The sequence below is a fragment of the Microbispora amethystogenes genome (genome assembly GCF_016863015.1).
Classification (GTDB): domain Bacteria; phylum Actinomycetota; class Actinomycetes; order Streptosporangiales; family Streptosporangiaceae; genus Microbispora; species Microbispora amethystogenes.
In genome coordinates, this window is sequence record NZ_BOOB01000032.1 from 1 (window position 1) to 16,246 (window position 16,246).

13 protein-coding genes are annotated in these 16,246 nt (G+C 72.7%); 8 read left to right on the forward strand and 5 right to left on the reverse strand.

The annotated features are described in order from the left end of the window. The first annotated feature begins 129 nt into the window (after positions 1 to 129). Positions 130 to 1,347: an exodeoxyribonuclease VII large subunit gene (gene xseA / locus Mam01_RS21300; protein ID WP_204287003.1), complete on the forward strand. Its 1,218-nt coding sequence runs from the start codon at positions 130 to 132 to the stop codon at positions 1,345 to 1,347. A 41-nt stretch (positions 1,348 to 1,388) separates the two neighbouring features. Here the strand turns inward: xseA and asnB are convergent, their stop codons facing one another. Continuing rightward, positions 1,389 to 3,233, reverse strand: a complete 1,845-nt coding sequence (gene asnB / locus Mam01_RS21305; RefSeq protein WP_204287004.1) for an asparagine synthase (glutamine-hydrolyzing) — start codon at positions 3,231 to 3,233, stop codon at positions 1,389 to 1,391. A 136-nt stretch (positions 3,234 to 3,369) separates the two neighbouring features. Between asnB and Mam01_RS21310 the strand changes: the two genes are divergently transcribed. Beyond that, entirely contained in the window at positions 3,370 to 3,651 is a 282-nt protein-coding gene (locus Mam01_RS21310) for an exodeoxyribonuclease VII small subunit (protein WP_204287005.1), read from the forward strand. Between the two features lie 102 nt (positions 3,652 to 3,753). Here the strand turns inward: Mam01_RS21310 and Mam01_RS21315 are convergent, their stop codons facing one another. Both Mam01_RS21315 and Mam01_RS21320 read right to left on the reverse strand, forming a co-directional pair. Beyond that, the gene (locus Mam01_RS21315) at positions 3,754 to 4,320 is read right to left on the reverse strand and encodes a DUF4245 domain-containing protein (RefSeq protein ID WP_204287006.1); all 567 of its coding nucleotides are present in this window, start codon (positions 4,318 to 4,320) and stop codon (positions 3,754 to 3,756) included. A 46-nt stretch (positions 4,321 to 4,366) separates the two neighbouring features. Then, the gene (locus Mam01_RS21320) at positions 4,367 to 4,984 is read right to left on the reverse strand and encodes a TetR/AcrR family transcriptional regulator (RefSeq protein ID WP_204287007.1); all 618 of its coding nucleotides are present in this window, start codon (positions 4,982 to 4,984) and stop codon (positions 4,367 to 4,369) included. Between the two features lie 160 nt (positions 4,985 to 5,144). Here Mam01_RS21320 and glpX point away from each other — a divergent pair, with 160 nt between their 5' ends. Beyond that, positions 5,145 to 6,173 carry a class II fructose-bisphosphatase gene (gene glpX, locus Mam01_RS21325; RefSeq protein WP_150937816.1) on the forward strand — a complete coding sequence of 343 codons (1,029 nt, stop codon included), beginning with the start codon at positions 5,145 to 5,147 and terminating at the stop codon, positions 6,171 to 6,173. Positions 6,174 to 6,180: 7 nt separating this feature from the next. Here glpX and Mam01_RS21330 read toward each other — a convergent pair whose 3' ends face one another. Next, the gene (locus Mam01_RS21330) at positions 6,181 to 6,843 is read right to left on the reverse strand and encodes a DUF1707 SHOCT-like domain-containing protein (RefSeq protein WP_239101494.1); all 663 of its coding nucleotides are present in this window, start codon (positions 6,841 to 6,843) and stop codon (positions 6,181 to 6,183) included. 182 nt (positions 6,844 to 7,025) lie between these two features. Here Mam01_RS21330 and Mam01_RS21335 point away from each other — a divergent pair, with 182 nt between their 5' ends. Next, a complete protein-coding gene (locus Mam01_RS21335) occupies positions 7,026 to 8,249 on the forward strand; it encodes an MFS transporter (protein WP_239101495.1) in 1,224 nt (407 codons plus the stop codon). Here the strand turns inward: Mam01_RS21335 and pdxR are convergent. Then, positions 8,236 to 9,630 carry a MocR-like pyridoxine biosynthesis transcription factor PdxR gene (gene pdxR, locus Mam01_RS21340; RefSeq protein WP_204287008.1) on the reverse strand — a complete coding sequence of 465 codons (1,395 nt, stop codon included), beginning with the start codon at positions 9,628 to 9,630 and terminating at the stop codon, positions 8,236 to 8,238. The two genes, Mam01_RS21335 and pdxR, sit on opposite strands and share 14 nt — an antisense overlap. A 67-nt stretch (positions 9,631 to 9,697) precedes the next feature. Between pdxR and Mam01_RS21345 the strand changes: the two genes are divergently transcribed. From Mam01_RS21345 to Mam01_RS21360, 4 genes are all read left to right on the forward strand, one after another. Beyond that, complete coding sequence (locus Mam01_RS21345) at positions 9,698 to 10,654, forward strand: DMT family transporter (RefSeq protein ID WP_239101496.1); 957 nt, start codon at positions 9,698 to 9,700, stop codon at positions 10,652 to 10,654. Positions 10,655 to 10,941: 287 nt separating this feature from the next. Then, positions 10,942 to 12,594: a fumarate hydratase gene (locus Mam01_RS21350; RefSeq protein ID WP_204287009.1), complete on the forward strand. Its 1,653-nt coding sequence runs from the start codon at positions 10,942 to 10,944 to the stop codon at positions 12,592 to 12,594. A 99-nt stretch (positions 12,595 to 12,693) separates the two neighbouring features. After that, positions 12,694 to 14,166, forward strand: coding sequence for a serine/threonine-protein kinase (locus Mam01_RS36810; protein WP_239101497.1), 1,473 nt, complete (start codon positions 12,694 to 12,696; stop codon positions 14,164 to 14,166). Positions 14,167 to 14,208: 42 nt separating this feature from the next. Then, the gene (locus Mam01_RS21360; protein WP_204287010.1) at positions 14,209 to 16,140 is read left to right on the forward strand and encodes a serine/threonine-protein kinase; all 1,932 of its coding nucleotides are present in this window, start codon (positions 14,209 to 14,211) and stop codon (positions 16,138 to 16,140) included. Positions 16,141 to 16,246 lie beyond the last annotated feature (106 nt).

Consider the following 16,246-nt stretch of genomic DNA (forward strand, 5'->3'; position numbering starts at 1 on the left):
CCGTGGGCGATGACCGTGGGCGATGACCGTGGGCGATGACCGTGGGCGATGACCGTGGGCGATGACCGTGGGCGATGACCGTGGGCGATGAGGTGGCGAGGGTCGCCGGGCCCAGGCGAGGAGGACTGGTTGAGCGCGAAGACGTCTCCGGAGGCGCCCCTGCCGATCAGGTCGGTGCTGCAGATGGTCGCCCAGTGGATCGGCAAGCTGGGCACCGTCTGGGTCGAGGGGCAGATCACCGAGCTGACGGCACGTGGCGGCACCGTCTTCCTGACCCTGCGCGACCCGGTGGCGAACGTCTCGGCGCGGGTCACCTGCGCCCGGGGCGTCTACGAGGCCAGCGTGCCGCGCCCGGTGGACGGCGCACGCGTGGTGGTGCACGTCAAGCCGGACTTCTGGGTCAACAGAGGGTCGTTCGCCTTCACCGCCTTGGAGATCCGCCCGGTGGGGATCGGCGAACTGCTGGCCCGGCTCGAACGGCTGCGGCAGGTGCTGGCGGGCGAGGGCCTGTTCAACGTGGACCGGAAGAGACGGCTGCCGTTCCTGCCGGGGACGGTCGGGCTCATCTGCGGGCGCGACTCCGCCGCCGAGCGTGACGTGCTGGAGAACGCCCGCCGCCGTTGGCCCGCCGTACGGTTCCGGGTGGAGCAGGTCGCCGTGCAGGGGCCGTACGCGGTGGGCGAGGTGACCGAGGCGCTGCGCAGGCTGGACGCCGACCACGAGGTCGACGTGATCGTCATCGCCAGGGGCGGCGGCTCGCTGGAGGACCTGCTGCCCTTCTCCGACGAGTCGCTGGTGCGGGCCGTGGCGGCCTGCCGTACGCCCGTGGTGAGCGCGATCGGCCACGAGCAGGACAGCCCGCTGCTGGATCTCGTGGCCGACGTGCGCGCCTCCACCCCGACGGACGCGGCCAAGAAGGTCGTGCCCGACGTGGGCGAGCAGCTCACCCTGGTCCACCAGCTGAGGGACCGGGGCCGCCGGGTGCTGCGCGGCTGGGTCGAGCGGGAGCTGTCCTGGCTGGAGTCCGTCCGCTCGCGGCCGTCGCTCGCCGATCCGGTGCGGGAGCTCGACCGGCGGGCCGAGCAGGTCGACGCGCTGCGCGAGCGGTCCCGGCGGTGTCTTTCCGCCTCCCTGGACCGCTCGGCCGACTCGCTCGAACACCTCACGGCCCGGCTCGTGACGCTCTCCCCCGCCGCGACCCTGGAACGCGGTTACGCCATCGCGCAGCGCCCGTCGGGCGAGGTCGTCCGCCTGGCGGCCGACGTCAAGCCGGGAGACGAGCTCACCATCCGCTTCTCCGACGACCGTGTCACGGTGACCGCCGACCCCGAGGCCCCGCCCGCCTGACGGCCGACCGGCCGCCAGGCGGGCAGGCGGGCAGGCGGGTGTCAGAGGGCGAGCCGGACGCCGTACGCGTCGAGCCAGGCGTTCACCTGGAGCAGCCCTTCGAGCGCCGTACGGGAGCCCTGGAGACTGACGGCGCCCACCGGCTGGGCGAGGATGCTCCGCACCTTGGCGGTGTCGATCAGGCAGCCGATGGCCGGCTCTCCGCTCAGCAGGTCGGCCACGGCGGCGCGCAGCGCGTGCTCGTACGCCGGGTCCTGGGTGGAGGGATAGGGCACCTTGCGTCGTTCGACCACAGACTGGGGCAGCACGTCGGCCGTCGCGGCGCGCAGCAGGCTCTTCTCGTGGCCGTCGAAGGTCTTCATGGCCCAGGGGGCGTTGAAGACGTAGTCGACCAGGCGGTGGTCGCAGAACGGCACGCGGACCTCCAGCCCCACGGCCATGCTCATGCGGTCCTTGCGGTCCAGCAGGACCTGCACGAACCGGGTCAGGTGCAGGTAGCTGATCTCCCGCATCCGCCTCTGCAACCCGGTCTCCCCCGGCACCCGGGGCACCTCGGCCAGCGCGCGCTGATAGCTGTCGGCGCGGTAGGCCGGGACGTCGAGCTTGTGCAGCAGTTCCTCGTTCAGGAACTCGCCCCGGGTGCTCAGGCCGGTCTGGGTCTGCGCGGCGGCGAGCCACGGGAAGGTGTGCGCGCCGACCGCCGCCGGGTCGTGGAACCACCGGTATCCGCCGAACACCTCGTCGGCGGACTCCCCCGACAGCGCGACCGTCGAGCGCTCCCTGATCGCCTTGAAGAGCAGGTAGAGCGAGATGTCCATGTCGCCGATGCCGAGCGGCAGGTCTCTCGCGCGCAGCACGGCCGCGCGCACGGCCGGGTCCATCAGGTCGGCCGAGTCCAGCACGATGTCCGTGTGGTCGGAGCCCACGTGCCGCACCACGTCGCGTACGTACGGCGTGTCGGGAGTGTCGCGCATGTCGTCGGGCTGGAAGTTCTCGGCGTAGCCGCTGAAGTCGACCGAGAACGACCGCACCGTGCCCCGGCCGCGCAGCGCGCGGGCCGCGAGGGCGGTGACCACGCTGGAGTCGAGGCCGCCGGACAGCAGCGTGCACAGCGGCACGTCGGAGATGAGCTGCCGCGTGACGATGTCGTCGAGCAGTTCGCGGATGGTCCGGATGGTCGTCGGCAGGTCGTCGGTGTGCTCGCGGGCCTCCAACTGCCAGTAGCGGCTCTTGCTCAGCCCCTCACGGCGCACCTTGACCACCTGGCCGGGCCGCACCTCGTGCATGCCGCGGAAGACCGCGATCTCCGGGGTCTTCACGAAGGCCAGGATCTCCCGCAGGCCGTCGGCGTCGACGACCCGCTCGGCGAGCGGGTTGGCCAGGATCGCCTTGGGCTCCGAGCCGAACAGCACCCCGTCGGGCGTCGGGTAGTAGTAGAGCGGCTTGATGCCCATGCGGTCGCGTACGAGCAGCAGTTCCTCGCGGCGGGTGTCCCAGATCGCGAAGGCGTACATGCCGTTGAGCCGGGAGACGAAGTCGTCGCCCCATTCGAGGTACGCCCGCAGGACGACCTCGGTGTCGCTCCTGGTCCGGAAGGCGTGGCCGAGCCGTACGAGCTCGTCGCGCAGCTCCTGGAAGTTGTAGACCTCGCCGCTGTAAGTGAGGGCGGCCAGGACCCCTCCGTCGGCTTCGGCGGTCATCGGCTGGCGTCCGCCCTCGATGTCGATGACGGCGAGCCGCCGGTGACCGAACGCGACGTGCGGCGCGAGCCAGGCTCCCTCGGCGTCCGGCCCCCGGCACGCCATCGTGTCCGTCATCGCCTGGACGGTCTGCCGCTCCTCCCGGAGGTCGCGTCCGTAGTCCACCCAGCCACTGATTCCGCACATGGAGACGACCTCCCGGTCCAGAGCTCCCGCAGATGGTTAGTACACCTAAGTAACTACCCAATCAGGACTTTTATCCCCAAATCGGGCATCGCTATGAGGCCGCGAAGTGTCGGCCCCGGCCTCTAAGGTAGGTGACGTGAGCGAGGACAGGCAGACTCCCCCGCGGGAAGGACATGCTTCCGCGCAGGATGGGGAGACACCGTCGTACGAGCAGGCCCGCGAGCAGCTGACCGACGTGGTGCGGCGGCTGGAGAACGGCGGGCTCACGCTGGAGCAGTCGATCGAGCTGTGGGAACGGGGCGAGCGACTGGCCGCGGTCTGTGAGGAGTGGCTCCAGGGCGCGCGCGCCAAGCTCGCCGCCGCGATGGCCCAGCGGCAGGAGCCCCAGCCGGGCGCCCCAGAGGACGCCCCCTTCTGACCCCCGCCCTCCAAGCGCGCCGCCTCGCCCCGTCCCGTCATGACGCCCCGGGGTGCCGCGCTTCGCCGCGCCCTGGGCCGTCCTCAGGCCGTCGCGAGGAGATCAGCCGGTCGTCGCGACCGGCGAGGCGGAGGGCACGGGGGTGGGCGTGGGCTGTGGGGCGAGGGTGTGGACGAGGGCGCTCAGTTCGCTCCAGCCGGCCGTTCCGGTGACGACCACCGCGTGATCGGGGAGAACGCGGACCAGCGACCGCTGGTTCTTGTCCGGCCGCACCCGCTCCTCCCAGGTCACGCCGTCGATCTGGCGGCTTCCGCCGGGCTTGTCGGTGTTGGTCATCCGGTTGACGAACCCCGCGATCGGGCGTTCGTCGCTCTGGGCGACCATGGCGTGCTCCCGCTCGCCGGTCGCGAAGCCCAGCCGCCACGTCACGACGCCGCCATCCTGGGTCAGACGCGAGCTGTTGGGCACCCAGTTCGCCGGGACCTGCCTCGGCGCCACGACCTCGTACGGAGCCGCGCGGACCGCGTTGGCCTGGTCGATGCCGTACTGCACCCGGGGGATGTGCTCGGTGCGGCTCTGCGGCGTGACGAGCAGGAACAATCCCACACCGGCGATGCAGACGAGGAGCGCGAACGCGTAGCCGTAGAAACCCTGGGTGAATCGTCCCACGTCACGCCACGTTAGCCGTCAGGGTGGCCGCCCGCCGTACCGGCGGTCAGGGATGCCGGATATTGCCAATGATGCGAAGAGCGTCCTCGGCCATCCTCCGGGCCGCCTCCGGGTCGTCGGACAAGGTCACCTCCTGCACGACCGCCGCGAGGGCGCCAGTGACGACCAGGACCAGCGCGTCCTCATGCTCGAACAGGGCGGCGGTGCGCCGTGCCCACTGCCGGAGCCGTTCCCGCATGACGACCTCGAACCCGGGGGGCGCGTCACCCCGCAGGAAGAGCGCGGCGAGGTCGCGCTCGGCGAGGCAGCCCTCCAGGTAGGCGCGGGCGGCGGCGAGGAACTGGGGCATCGGGTCGGTCTCCCCCGCCGCCCTCGCCTCCTGCACGGCCTGCCGGGTGCGCTGAGCCTGACGCTTCTGGAACTCCTCGAACAACGTGAGATAGAGGTCGGCCTTGCCCGAGAAGTGGTGGTAGAGACTGCCGACGCTGGCACCGGCCCGGGCCACGACCTCGGTCACACCGGCCTCCGCGAAGCCGCTGGTGACGAAGGTCTCCTTGGCGGCGTCCAGGAGCGCGACCCTCGTCGCCGCCCCACGGTCCGACGTACGCGTCGCGACGGGCCGCTCGGGTTGTCGTACTGGGGGTTGTCCGATGTCGCCGCTCATGCGGCGACGATATCCCCGCCCGCCGTCCACGACCGTCACTTCCAGCGGTGCACGCCGCGAACGGCCTCCTACCTGGCCCAACAGGTTCAGACCAATCGGACAAGAGCACCCTTCGCACACTACGATCGCCCATAGTGGAGCTTGCGACGTGAGGGGATCAATGGCTGATCACGTACCGGCGGCACTGGCGGCGGGAGAACGCGCGCCCGACCGCAACCTGGCTCTCGAACTGGTGAGGGTGACCGAGGCGGCGGCGATGGCCGCGGCCCGCTGGGTGGGGCGCGGGGACAAGAACGGCGCGGACGGCGCCGCCGTCAACGCCATGCGCCAGCTGATCAACACGGTCTCGATGAAGGGCGCCGTGGTGATCGGCGAGGGCGAGAAGGACAACGCCCCGATGCTGTACAACGGCGAGCGGGTCGGCGACGGGACCGGGCCCGAGTGCGATGTGGCCGTGGACCCGATCGACGGCACCCGGCTGTGCGCGCTCGGCATGAACAACGCGATCTCCGTGATCGCGGTGAGCGAGCGCGGCTCGATGTACGACCCGTCCGCGGTCTTCTACATGGAGAAGCTCGTCACCGGTCCGGAGGCGGCCGGGCAGGTGAACATCGACGCTCCGGTGGCCGACAACATCCGGGCCGTGGCGCGGGCCAAAGGCGCCAAACCGTCCGACGTGACCGTGGTGATCCTGGACCGGCCCCGGCACGAGCGCGTCGTCAAGGAGATCCGGGAGACCGGGGCCCGGATCCGCTTCATCACCGACGGCGACGTGGCCGGCGCGATCATGGCCGCCCGCACCGGCACGGGCGTCGACCTCATGCTCGGCATCGGCGGCACCCCGGAGGGCATCGTCGCCGCCTGCGCGCTCAAGTGCATGGGCGGGGTGATCCAGGGCAAGCTGTGGCCGCGCGACGACGACGAGCGCCTCCGGGCCCTCGACGCCGGGCTCGACCTGAACCGAGTGCTCACCACCGACGACCTCGTACGCTCCGACGACGTGTTCTTCGCCGCCACGGGCATCACCGACGGCGAGCTGATGCACGGCGTGCGGTTCCAAGGCGGCGCGGCGGTGACGCACTCCCTCGTGATGCGGGGACGTTCCGGGACGATCCGGAAGATCGAGAGCGAGCACCAGCTCTGGAAGCTCGGCGCCTACAGCGCGATCAACTTCGACACGGCGGTCTGAACCAGGCTCACCGGCCGAACAGTCGGCGGCGGGGGCGCTTCGGCGAACGGGCGACGACCTTGCCGCCGAAGACGAACCCGGCGAGCTCGATCACGGGCGCGTCCGGCGCGTGGCCGGTCGCGCCCGGCGGGAGCCGCACCTCGTTCCGGAAGGACCGCACGCGGGCGTCCGGGGCGGTCACGATCCGCACGCCTTCGGGAACCGTCAGGTTGACCGTGCCGGCCATGACGGCGAGCTGGACCACCACGTGCCGCGACTGGAGCAGCGCCTCGCACAGGTCCATCGAGACCGTGCCGCCCAGCGACGTCACCGGGATCTGCGAGGGCACCACCCACCGGCCGCCGCGCGTCTCCGTACGGAAGAAGGCGGTGACGGGACGGCTGTCCATGCGGAACGGCTGGCTCTCCGGCGGCAGCAGGTCCACAGTCAGCTCGGCCAGCTCGCCGAGGGTCCGGGCGGCCCAGACGCGCTCCACCCGTTCCTCGTGCTCCAGCGGGGTCAGGCGTCCGTCGATGACGGCGTCCGTCAGCACTGTGACGACCCGCTCCCGGTCGGCGTCCGACGCGCGCATCAGCCCGGGATCGGACGCGGCGGGACCGCCCGAGGTGCCGGGAGCGCGCGACGCGAGGAAGGTGCTGATCCACTTCGCGGCTGAGGACTCGCTGCTCACATCTTCGAGGGTATGCGGTCCACGGCGCGCCTCCCAGTCTCCCGCCGTCCCGACCATTGACCGGGCGCGGCGCGGCTCCTACGCTGGCGAAAACCTGAACTGTCCTCATGTTCGCGGAGGCCCAATGTCCGTGAGGGTCGCAATGTCCGTGAGGGTCGCCGTCCGCGGGACTCGCCGCCTGTGTGCGCACGATCGGGGGCACGGTGCCCACGCCGCGTGACCGGCGGGCCCGGCTCGCCGCCTTCGCGGTGTTCGCCGTCCAGGGCCTCACCTTCGCCACGCTGCTCACCCAGGTGGCCACGCTGCAACGCAAGCATGGTCTCACCGACGGTGAGCTGTCCATCCTGCTCCTGGTCGTGCCGGTGATCGCGGGCGGCGGGAGCGTGCTCGCGGGCGCCGCCGCCTCCCGGTACGGCAGCCGCCTGGTGCTGCGCCTCGCGCAACCACTCGCCTGCGCGGCCGTGGTGCTCGCCGGGCTCGCGCCGAACGTCCCCGCGCTCGTCGTGGCGAACGTCCTGTTCGGCCTCGGCCTGGGCGGGGTGGACGCGGGCATGAACATGCAGGGCGTGGCGGTCGAGCGGGAGTACGGCCGGGCGGTGCTCACCGGATTCCACGCGCTGTGGAGCGCGGCGGCGGTCGCCGGCGCGGTGTGGGCGTCGGCGGCGGCCGGGATCGGCCTCGGGCTGCCCGCCACCTTCGCGATCGCCCTCGTCCCGGCCGTCGCCGTCGCGCTGGTCGCCTCGGCCTGGCTCTACCTCCCGGGCGAGGAGCACCGCCACCGTGCCGGGTCCCCGGCGGAGGAGACGACGGCCAAGTCGAAGGTGGCGTGGCGTCCCATCATTCCGCTCTGCCTCGCGATGGCGTTCCTCTACGTGGGCGACTCGTCGATCTCCAACTTCGGCTCCGTCTTCATGGACCGGGTCGTGCACGCCGCCACGCCCGTGATCCCGCTGGCCCTCGGGGCGTACCAGCTCACGACGTTCCTCGTCCGCGTCGGGGGCGATCTCGCGGTGCGCAGGTTCGGCTCCGCGGCGATCGTGCGCGCGGGCGGCGCCGTCGCGACGCTGGGCTTCGTCGCGATCGTGGCGGCTCCGTCGGCGCCCGCGGCCATCGCGGGCTTCGCCCTCACCGGGATCGGCCTGTCGGTGGTCGCCCCGCAGTCGTTCAGCGCGGCCGGCCGCCTCGACCCGGCGGGCACAGGCGTGGCCATCGCCCGGGTCAACATGTTCAACTACGTGGGGTTCGTCGTCGGCGCCGCCCTCGTCGGCGGCATCGCCGACGCCTCCGGCTACCAGGTCGCCTTCGCCGCGCCGCTCGTGCTGGCCGCCGCGATCATCCTGCTCGCCCGGGGCTTCCAGCCGCGTACGGCCGGGAGCGCCGCCACGACGGCCCCTATCGCGTCCTGACGCCCTCGGCCATCGCGCGCACGGCCTCCCGGACGCGGTGGGCGGGCAGGCGGGCGAACCCGATCACGAGCCCCGCCGGCCGCCCTTCCCCCGTCCCGAGGGCCGGGGTCGCGACCTCGGCCGACAGGCCGGCCGCCCGGGCCGCCTCGGCCAGGCCGGACGCGTCCGTCCCGTCGTCGGTCTTCGGGTCGGTCACCGCGTAGAGGTGCAGCCCGGCCGAGATGCCGCGTACGGCGAGCCGGGGCAGGTGCTCGGCGAGCGCGCCGACGAGCGCGTCCCTGCGCCGCCGGTACTCCCTGCGCATCCGGCGCAGGTGCCGGTCGTACCCGCCACTGGCGATCAGGTGGGCGAGCGCGTACTGCTCGATGACCGGAGAACCGAGGTCGAACTCCTCACGCGCGAGCCGTACGGCGCGGGCGAGGCCGGGCGGCGCGGCGATCCAGCCGAGCCGCAGCCCCGGGGCGAGGGCCTTGCTCACGCTGCCCGCGAGCACGACCCGGCCGGGCGCGAGCCCCTGCAGGCACCCGACGGGATCGCGGTCGAAGCGGAACTCGGCGTCGTAGTCGTCCTCCAGCACAAGAGCGCCGGTGCGGGCGGCCCAGGCGATCAGGGCGGCGCGGCGGCCCGGGGACAGTACGACGCCGGTGGGGTACTGGTGCGCGGGGGTCACGAGGACGGCGTCGGCCTCGGCCGGGAGGTCGTCGACGACGATCCCCTCCCCGTCGACGCGCACCGGGACGAGCCGCGCCCCGGTCCGGCGGAGCAGCGGAAGCTGCCGCCCGCTCGTCGGGTCCTCGACGGCCAGGACGACGTCGCGGCCCCGCTCGCGGGCCAGGGCGTGCAGGACGAGGCTGAGCCCCTGGGCCATCCCGGTGAGGACCACGACGTCGTCCGGCGTCACGTCGGCGGCGCGCACCCGGCCCAGGTACGCCGCGAGCTCACGGCGCAGGGCGGGCACTCCGCCGGGATCGCCGTAGTCGAGCGCGTCGTTCGGCAGCGTGGCGAGGACGTGGCGGACGGCCGCCAGCCAGGCCTGCCGGGGGAAGGCGCCGAGATCCGGCGACGTGGGCCGGTGCCCGTAGTGGGGCCGGCCCTCCCCCTCCCGCCCGGCCGGCTCCGTCGCGGCGTGCCGCCCGGCCCCCGCCGCGACCCGGGTCCCGGCGCCGGTCCGGCTTTCGAGCACCCCCTCGGCCACAAGCTGCTCGTACGCCTCCACGACGACGCCGCGCGACAGGCCGAGATCGCGGGCGAGGTCACGGGTGGCCGGCAGGCGGGCGCCCGGGCCGAGCCGCCCGGAGCGCACCGCCTCGCGCACCTCGCGGGCGATCTGCGCGGCGAGCCCGCCGCCGTTCCGGTCGACCACCAGGTGAAGATCGGCCATTGGACCACCATAACGCCGTCCGATTGGACCGGTGGTGGGGACCAACGGCTTCCTAGGATCGCCAGACGTGAACACCTATACGACGGGGGCCGCGGGGGCGATGTTCCTCGTGGGGACGCTGGCCGCGGTCTCCGGGGCGATCGCGGACTATCCGGTCTACGGCGGCCAGGCGCTCCGCTACGCCCTCGCCGCCGTGGTCCTGCTCGCCGCCGCCCGCGCACGCGGCCTCGGCCCCGTACGGCTCCGGCCGCGGCAGTGGGGGCTGCTCGCCACGTTGTCGCTGACGGGGCTGGCGCTGTTCAACGTGTGCGTCGTCGAGGCGGCTCGGGCGTCCGGCCCCGCGCTGCCCGGCATCGTCCTCGGCACCGTGCCGCTGGCGCTCGCCCTCGTGGGCCCGATGGCCACGGGCGGACGGCCGTCCCCGCGCGTCGTCGCAGCGGGCCTGGTGGTGGCCGCCGGGGCCCTTCTCGCGACGGGCGCCGGCAGCGGCAACCTGCCCGGCCTGCTGTGGTCGCTCGGCGCGCTCGCCTGCGAGCTGTGCTTCTCGCTGCTGGCCCTGCCCCTGCTGCCGCTGATCGGGCCCGTGCGGCTGTCGGCCTGGTCGGCCGTGCTCGCCGTGCCGCTCCTGCTGGCCGCCGGGCTGGCCCTGGACGGCCGGAACGTGCTGCGGACACCCACCCCTGCCGAGGTGGCGGGTTTCGCCTACCTCGCCCTCGTCGTGACGACCGTGGCGTTCTTCCTGTGGTACCGCTCGCTGCCCCGCCTGGGGCCCGACCGGGCCGGGCTGTTCGCCGGGATGGTCCCCGTCGGGGCGATCACCACGGCCGCCCTCCTCGGGATCGCCGTACCCACCCCGGCCGACCTCGCCGGAGCGGCCCTCGTCGTCAGCGGAATCGCTCTCGGGCTCCGTTCACCCCGGCCTCGGCGTCCGGTGACGGGGGCCGCGAGCCGTCCTGCGAGCCGTCGCGCGACCGGTCACGCGCCGCGCCGGACGGAACCAACCAGGTCATCTCGCCCTCTCTGACCTGCCGCAGCACGAGCGCGAGCAGCGACAGCGCCAGGGCCACGAGGATGCCGATCGCGAATATGATCATTACGATGACTTCGCCGTTCATGGCCCCTCCTCTCGTCCCGTCTCGATTATCCCGCTTTGTGTGCATATCGTCTGGTTGAATTTCTTCAAAACCTATTCATGGCCCGGGCATAATGACCATCGCCCGTTCGCCGTACGCTGTGCAGGGACACGGACAGGACATGGACGGCCCGCGCGGCGGGCGCGCCCGACGAGGCAGACCACGAGGACCGAGGACGATGCCGGAGTTCGACTACACCGACCTGCTCCCGCTGGGACCCGACGAGACGGAATACCGCCTGATCACCAGCGAGGGGGTGCGGGTCACCGAGGCGGCCGGGCGCAGGTTCCTGGAGGTCGAGCCGGAGGCGCTGCGGCTGCTCACCGAGACCGCGATCCACGACATCTCGCACTATCTGCGCGCGTCCCACCTGGCCCAGCTCCGCAAGATCGTGGACGACCCCGAGTCCAGCGGCAACGACCGCTTCGTGGCCCTCGACCTGCTGAAGAACGCGAGCATCTCGGCCGGCGGCGTGCTGCCGATGTGCCAGGACACCGGCACCGCGATCGTGATGGGCAAGCGCGGCCGGCACGTGCTGACCGACGGCCGCGACGCCGAGCACCTCAGCCGGGGCGTGTACGACGCCTACACGCGGCTCAACCTGCGTTACTCGCAGATGGCGCCGCTGACGATGTGGGACGAGAAGAACACCGGCTCCAACCTGCCGGCGCAGATCGAGCTGTACGCCGAGGACCCAAGCGGTCACCCGGACGAGTACAAGTTCCTCTTCATGGCCAAGGGCGGCGGCTCGGCCAACAAGTCGTTCCTCTACCAGGAGACGAAGGCGGTGCTCAACGAGAAGCGGATGCTCGCCTTCCTGGAGGAGAAGATCCGCTCGCTCGGCACCGCCGCCTGCCCGCCGTACCATCTGGCGATCGTCGTGGGCGGCACCAGCGCCGAGTACGCGCTGAAGACGGCGAAGTACGCCTCGGCCCGTTATCTGGACTCCATCCCCGCCGAGGGCTCGGCGAGCGGCCACGGATTCCGCGACCTGGAGATGGAGAAGAAGGTCTTCGAGCTGACCCAGAAGCTGGGCATCGGCGCGCAGTTCGGCGGCAAGTACTTCTGCCACGACGTGCGGGTGATCCGGCTGCCCCGGCACGGCGCGTCCTGCCCGGTCGCGATCGCGGTGAGCTGCAGCGCGGACCGGCAGGCGCTGGCGAAGATCACGCCGGAGGGGGTGTTCCTCGAACAGCTGGAGACCGACCCCGCCCGGTTCCTCCCCGACACCACCGACGAGCACCTCGGCGGCGACGTGGTGAGCATCGACCTGAACCGCCCGATGCCGGAGATCCTCGCCGAGCTGAGCAGATATCCGGTGAAGACGCGGCTGTCGCTCACCGGGCCGCTCGTGGTCGCCCGCGACATCGCGCACGCGAAGATCGCCGAGCGGCTCGACGCCGGCGAGGACATGCCGCAGTACATGAAGGACCACGCCGTCTACTACGCCGGCCCGGCCAAGACCCCCGAGGGCTACGCGTCCGGCTCCTTCGGCCCCACGACGGCGGGCCGGATGGACTCGTACGTCGAGCGCTTCCAGGCGGCGGGCGGCTCGATGGTGATGCTGGCCAAGGGCAACCGGTCCAAGCAGGTCACCGAGGCGTGCCAGAAGTACGGCGGCTTCTACCTCGGCTCCATCGGCGGCCCGGCCGCCCGGCTGGCCCAGGACTGCATCAAGAAGGTTGATGTCCTGGAATATCCGGAGCTGGGAATGGAAGCGGTCTGGAAAATCGAGGTCGTCGACTTCCCCGCCTTCATCGTCGTCGACGACAAGGGCGACGACTTCTTCACCGACACCACCGGGCCCGTCCTTACCATCGGCCGCCGCTGACCCGACCGGGACGTTGTCAGGATCTTTGACAGAAGATCTCAACAATTTCCCGGCATGGTCTCTACAGGTCGCATGGCACAAATCGGTAAGCTGCCCCTCATGCGTGCGCCGTCCGGATACCTGCTAGCCGCGCGCTATCGGCTTATCGAGCCGGTCGGGCGCGGCGGCATGGGCACTGTGTGGCGGGCGCGTGACGAGCTGCTCGACCGCGAGGTGGCGGTCAAGGAGGTGCGGCTTCCGCTGGTCCTCGACGAGGAGCTGCGGGCGGAGCTGTGCGCGCGCACCGAGCGCGAGGGCCGGGCGACCGCCATGGTCGCCCACCCCTCGGTCATCACGGTCTTCGACGTCATCACCGAGGACGACCGGCCGTGGATCGTGATGGAGCTGCTCCGGGCGCGGTCGCTGGAGGAGCTCATCCGCCAGGAGGGCCCGTTGCCGCCGCGCCGGGTCGCCGACATCGGGCGGCAGGTCCTCGGCGCGCTGCGGGCCGTGCACGGCAAGGGCATCCTCCACCGCGACGTCAAGCCCAGCAACGTGCTGGTGACCGACGACGACCGGGCGGTGCTGACCGACTTCGGGCTCGCCGCCCTGGAGGGCGACGCGTCCATCACCCAGGCGGGGATCGTGCTCGGCTCCGCCGGGTACATCTCCCCCGAACGCGTCCTCGGCGACCGGGCGAGCCCGGCCGCCGACCTGTGGTCGCTCGGTGCGACCCTCTACACCGCCGTCGAGGGGCGCGGCCTGCACGGCCGCCGTACGGCGGCGGCGGCGCTCGCGGCGCTGACCAGCGGGGCGCCCATCCCGATGGAGAAGGCCGGGCCGCTCGCGCCGGTCCTGCGGGGGCTGCTGCAGATCGACCCGGCGGCCAGGATCGACGGCGTGCGCGCCGCGCACGTCCTGTCCAGGGTCGCGGCCGGAGGCGTGGTCGACGATCCGCTCGCCTCTCCCTTCCGTGGCGGACGGCCCTCGCCGCCGCCCACCGCGCCCGCTCCCCCGAGCAGCCGCAAGCCGCCGCATCGCAACCCGCCCCGGGGGCAGCACCGGGGCCAGCACCGCGCCGAGTCGCGGCCGGCGCCCCGACCGGCGCCCAAGGTGACTCCACGCGACCGCGACTCCGGGCCGCACCGGCAGTCGGGGCCGTACGGCCAGCCGTACCAGGCGGGCGGGGCGTACGATCCGTCCGGCTCCTACGAGGCGTACGGCCCGAGCGGCTCGTCCTTCCCGCCTGCCGGCCAGTACGGGCAGACCGGGCCCTACGGCCAGTCCTACGGCCAGTCGGGGTCCTACGGCCAGACCGGGCCGTACGGGCACAGCGGTCAGTTCCGGCACAGCGGACCGCACACCTTCTACGGACAGTCGGGCCGGCACCTCGCCTATCCCCGCGATCTGGGCAGCACCGGCGACGTCGCGGCCGTGCCGTCACAGCGGCGGCGGCCGAGCGAGGGACTCCACCGCAAGCCGCCGGAGCCGGCTTTCCAGCAGGTCGTGCGCATCCCCATGATGCGGCACGTGGCCAAGATGATCAAGATCCTGCTGCCGCGCCGGTACTGGCCGAGGATTTTTATCAAGTAACAGGAAAGCGCTTTTCAAGGCGGAATCGCTATCTTTCTTCTCATGCCGGAACAGCATGGGCGGATGCTCGCTGAGCGCTACGAGCTACGCGTCCGCATCGGTCGGGGCACCATGGGCACGGTCTGGCGAGCGTACGACCGGTCGCTGGACCGGGAGATCGCGGTCAAGGAGATCCGCCAGGATCCGGCACTGAGCCCCCGGCAACGCCAGGAGCTGCGCGAACGCATGCTGCGTGAGGGCCGCATGGCGGCCCGCGTCAGCCATCCCTCCGTCGCCACGATCCACGACGTCATCCTGGCCGACGGCATCCCGTGGATCATCATGGAACTGGTCGAGGGCCGGCCGCTGGAGCAGGTGATCGACGAGGAGGGGCCCCTGCCGCCGCGCCTGGTGGCGGAGATCGGCTGTGACCTGCTCAGCGCGCTGCGGGCCGCGCACGCGCAGCACATCCTGCACCGGGACGTGAAACCGGCGAACGTCCTGCTGACCGAGACGGGCCGGGTCGTCCTGACCGACTTCGGCATCGCCAAGGCCGTCGGCGACACCGCCCTCACACAGACGGGCATGGTCATCGGCTCCCCGGGATACACCGCCCCGGAGCGGGCGCGAGGTGATCACACCGGCCCGGAGTCGGACCTGTGGTCGCTCGGCGCGACGCTGTACTTCGCCGTCGAGGGACGGCCGGCGTACGAGCGGGCCACGGTGGGCGAGACGCTCGCGGCGCTGATGACCGAGAGCGCCGACCCGCCCGCGCAGGCCGGGCCGCTGCGCCCGGTGCTGGAAGGGCTGCTGGAGAAGGACCACAGGGCGCGCCTCACGCCCGAGCGCGCCGCCGCGATGCTCCGGATGATCGCCGACACGCCCACCGGCGCCTCACCCGCCCCCGCCCAGGCTCCCCCCGCGCGTCCGGCACCCGCCGCCCCGGCACCCGCCGCCTCGCCTCCCGGGAACGTCCCGTCAGACGTGACTCCAGCCGACGTGACGCCCAGCAGCCCGACTCCGGGCAGCGCGACTCCAGCCGACGCGGCTCCGGGCAACACGGCTCCGGGCGGCGTGGCCCCTGGCAGCGTGGCCCCACCCGGCGCGAGTCCGGGCGGCGTGACCCCCAGCAGCGGGGCGCCGGGCGGCGTGCTGGGTGGTTACGAGGAGGATGCGAACCGCACCATGGTCGTGGCCCGCCCGACGGGCGTGTCGCGGGTGCCTCATCCGCCACGCCCCGAGGCCGGCTCCGATCCCGCCGGCAGGCATGAGACCACCGTCCCCGGCAGGCTGCCGGGGACGACCGGCCGGGGGCCGGCCACGACCCCCGCCCCTGCCTCCGATCACACCGCCGCGGGCAACGCCACCGGTCGCGACGCGGCAGGCGACATCGGTTATGGGCACGGCAGCACAGGACACGGAAGCGCGGGGCACGGAAGCGCGGGGCACGGAAGCGCGGGGCACGGAGGCGCGGGGCAGCGCGGCGCGGGGCAGCGCGGCGCGGGGCAGCGCGGCGCGGGGCAGCGCGGCGCGGGGAGCGTCTTCCTGCCCTCCGGGCAACCGCCGATGCATCCCGGCCCACACGCCGGGCAATCGCCTGCGCACCCCGGTCCACACGCAGGTGCATCCGCCAGCCCATCCGCCGGCCCACATCCCGGGCCACACGCAGGCCCACGCTCTGGCCCGCATTTCGGCCCGCATCCCTCGGCGCATCCCGGCGGTCCCGGGGTTCCCGAGCCCGGAAGCCCCGCCTGGCCCGGCGGCCTGGGCGGCGATTCCGGGGGTCCGGGCGGTCCGCTGGAGGGCCCCGGGGGTCCCGTGGGGCCTGCTGACGGCGTGCCGGGGTCGAGCAGCCTGGGCACGGACCTGTTCGCGATGCGCGGCCCCTCCAGCCCGGACCCCGGCACGCGGGTGCGGGTGCTGGTGACGATGGGAGTCGTGCTCGCCGGACTCGTGGTGCTGATCCTGCTGGCCGTCGTGTTCTTCGCGAAATGAGACATCTTCACCAAATGAGACGGCGGCCGCGGTGGGGACACCGCGGCCGCCGTCTGGGGGTGAGGCCTTACTCGGAGGAGAAGGCGGCGTCGAAGGCCGCGTCAGG

Coding starts and splice junctions, on each gene's coding strand:
- asnB (WP_204287004.1), bottom strand. CDS start 3,233: ATGTGCGGAATCAGTGGCTGGGTGGACTACGGACGCGACCTCCGGGAG.
- Mam01_RS21320 (WP_204287007.1), bottom strand. CDS start 4,984: ATGAGCGGCGACATCGGACAACCCCCAGTACGACAACCCGAGCGGCCC.
- glpX (WP_150937816.1), top strand. CDS start 5,145: ATGGCTGATCACGTACCGGCGGCACTGGCGGCGGGAGAACGCGCGCCC.
- pdxR (WP_204287008.1), bottom strand. CDS start 9,630: ATGGCCGATCTTCACCTGGTGGTCGACCGGAACGGCGGCGGGCTCGCC.
- Mam01_RS21350 (WP_204287009.1), top strand. CDS start 10,942: ATGCCGGAGTTCGACTACACCGACCTGCTCCCGCTGGGACCCGACGAG.
- Mam01_RS36810 (WP_239101497.1), top strand. CDS start 12,694: ATGCGTGCGCCGTCCGGATACCTGCTAGCCGCGCGCTATCGGCTTATC.
- Mam01_RS21360 (WP_204287010.1), top strand. CDS start 14,209: ATGCCGGAACAGCATGGGCGGATGCTCGCTGAGCGCTACGAGCTACGC.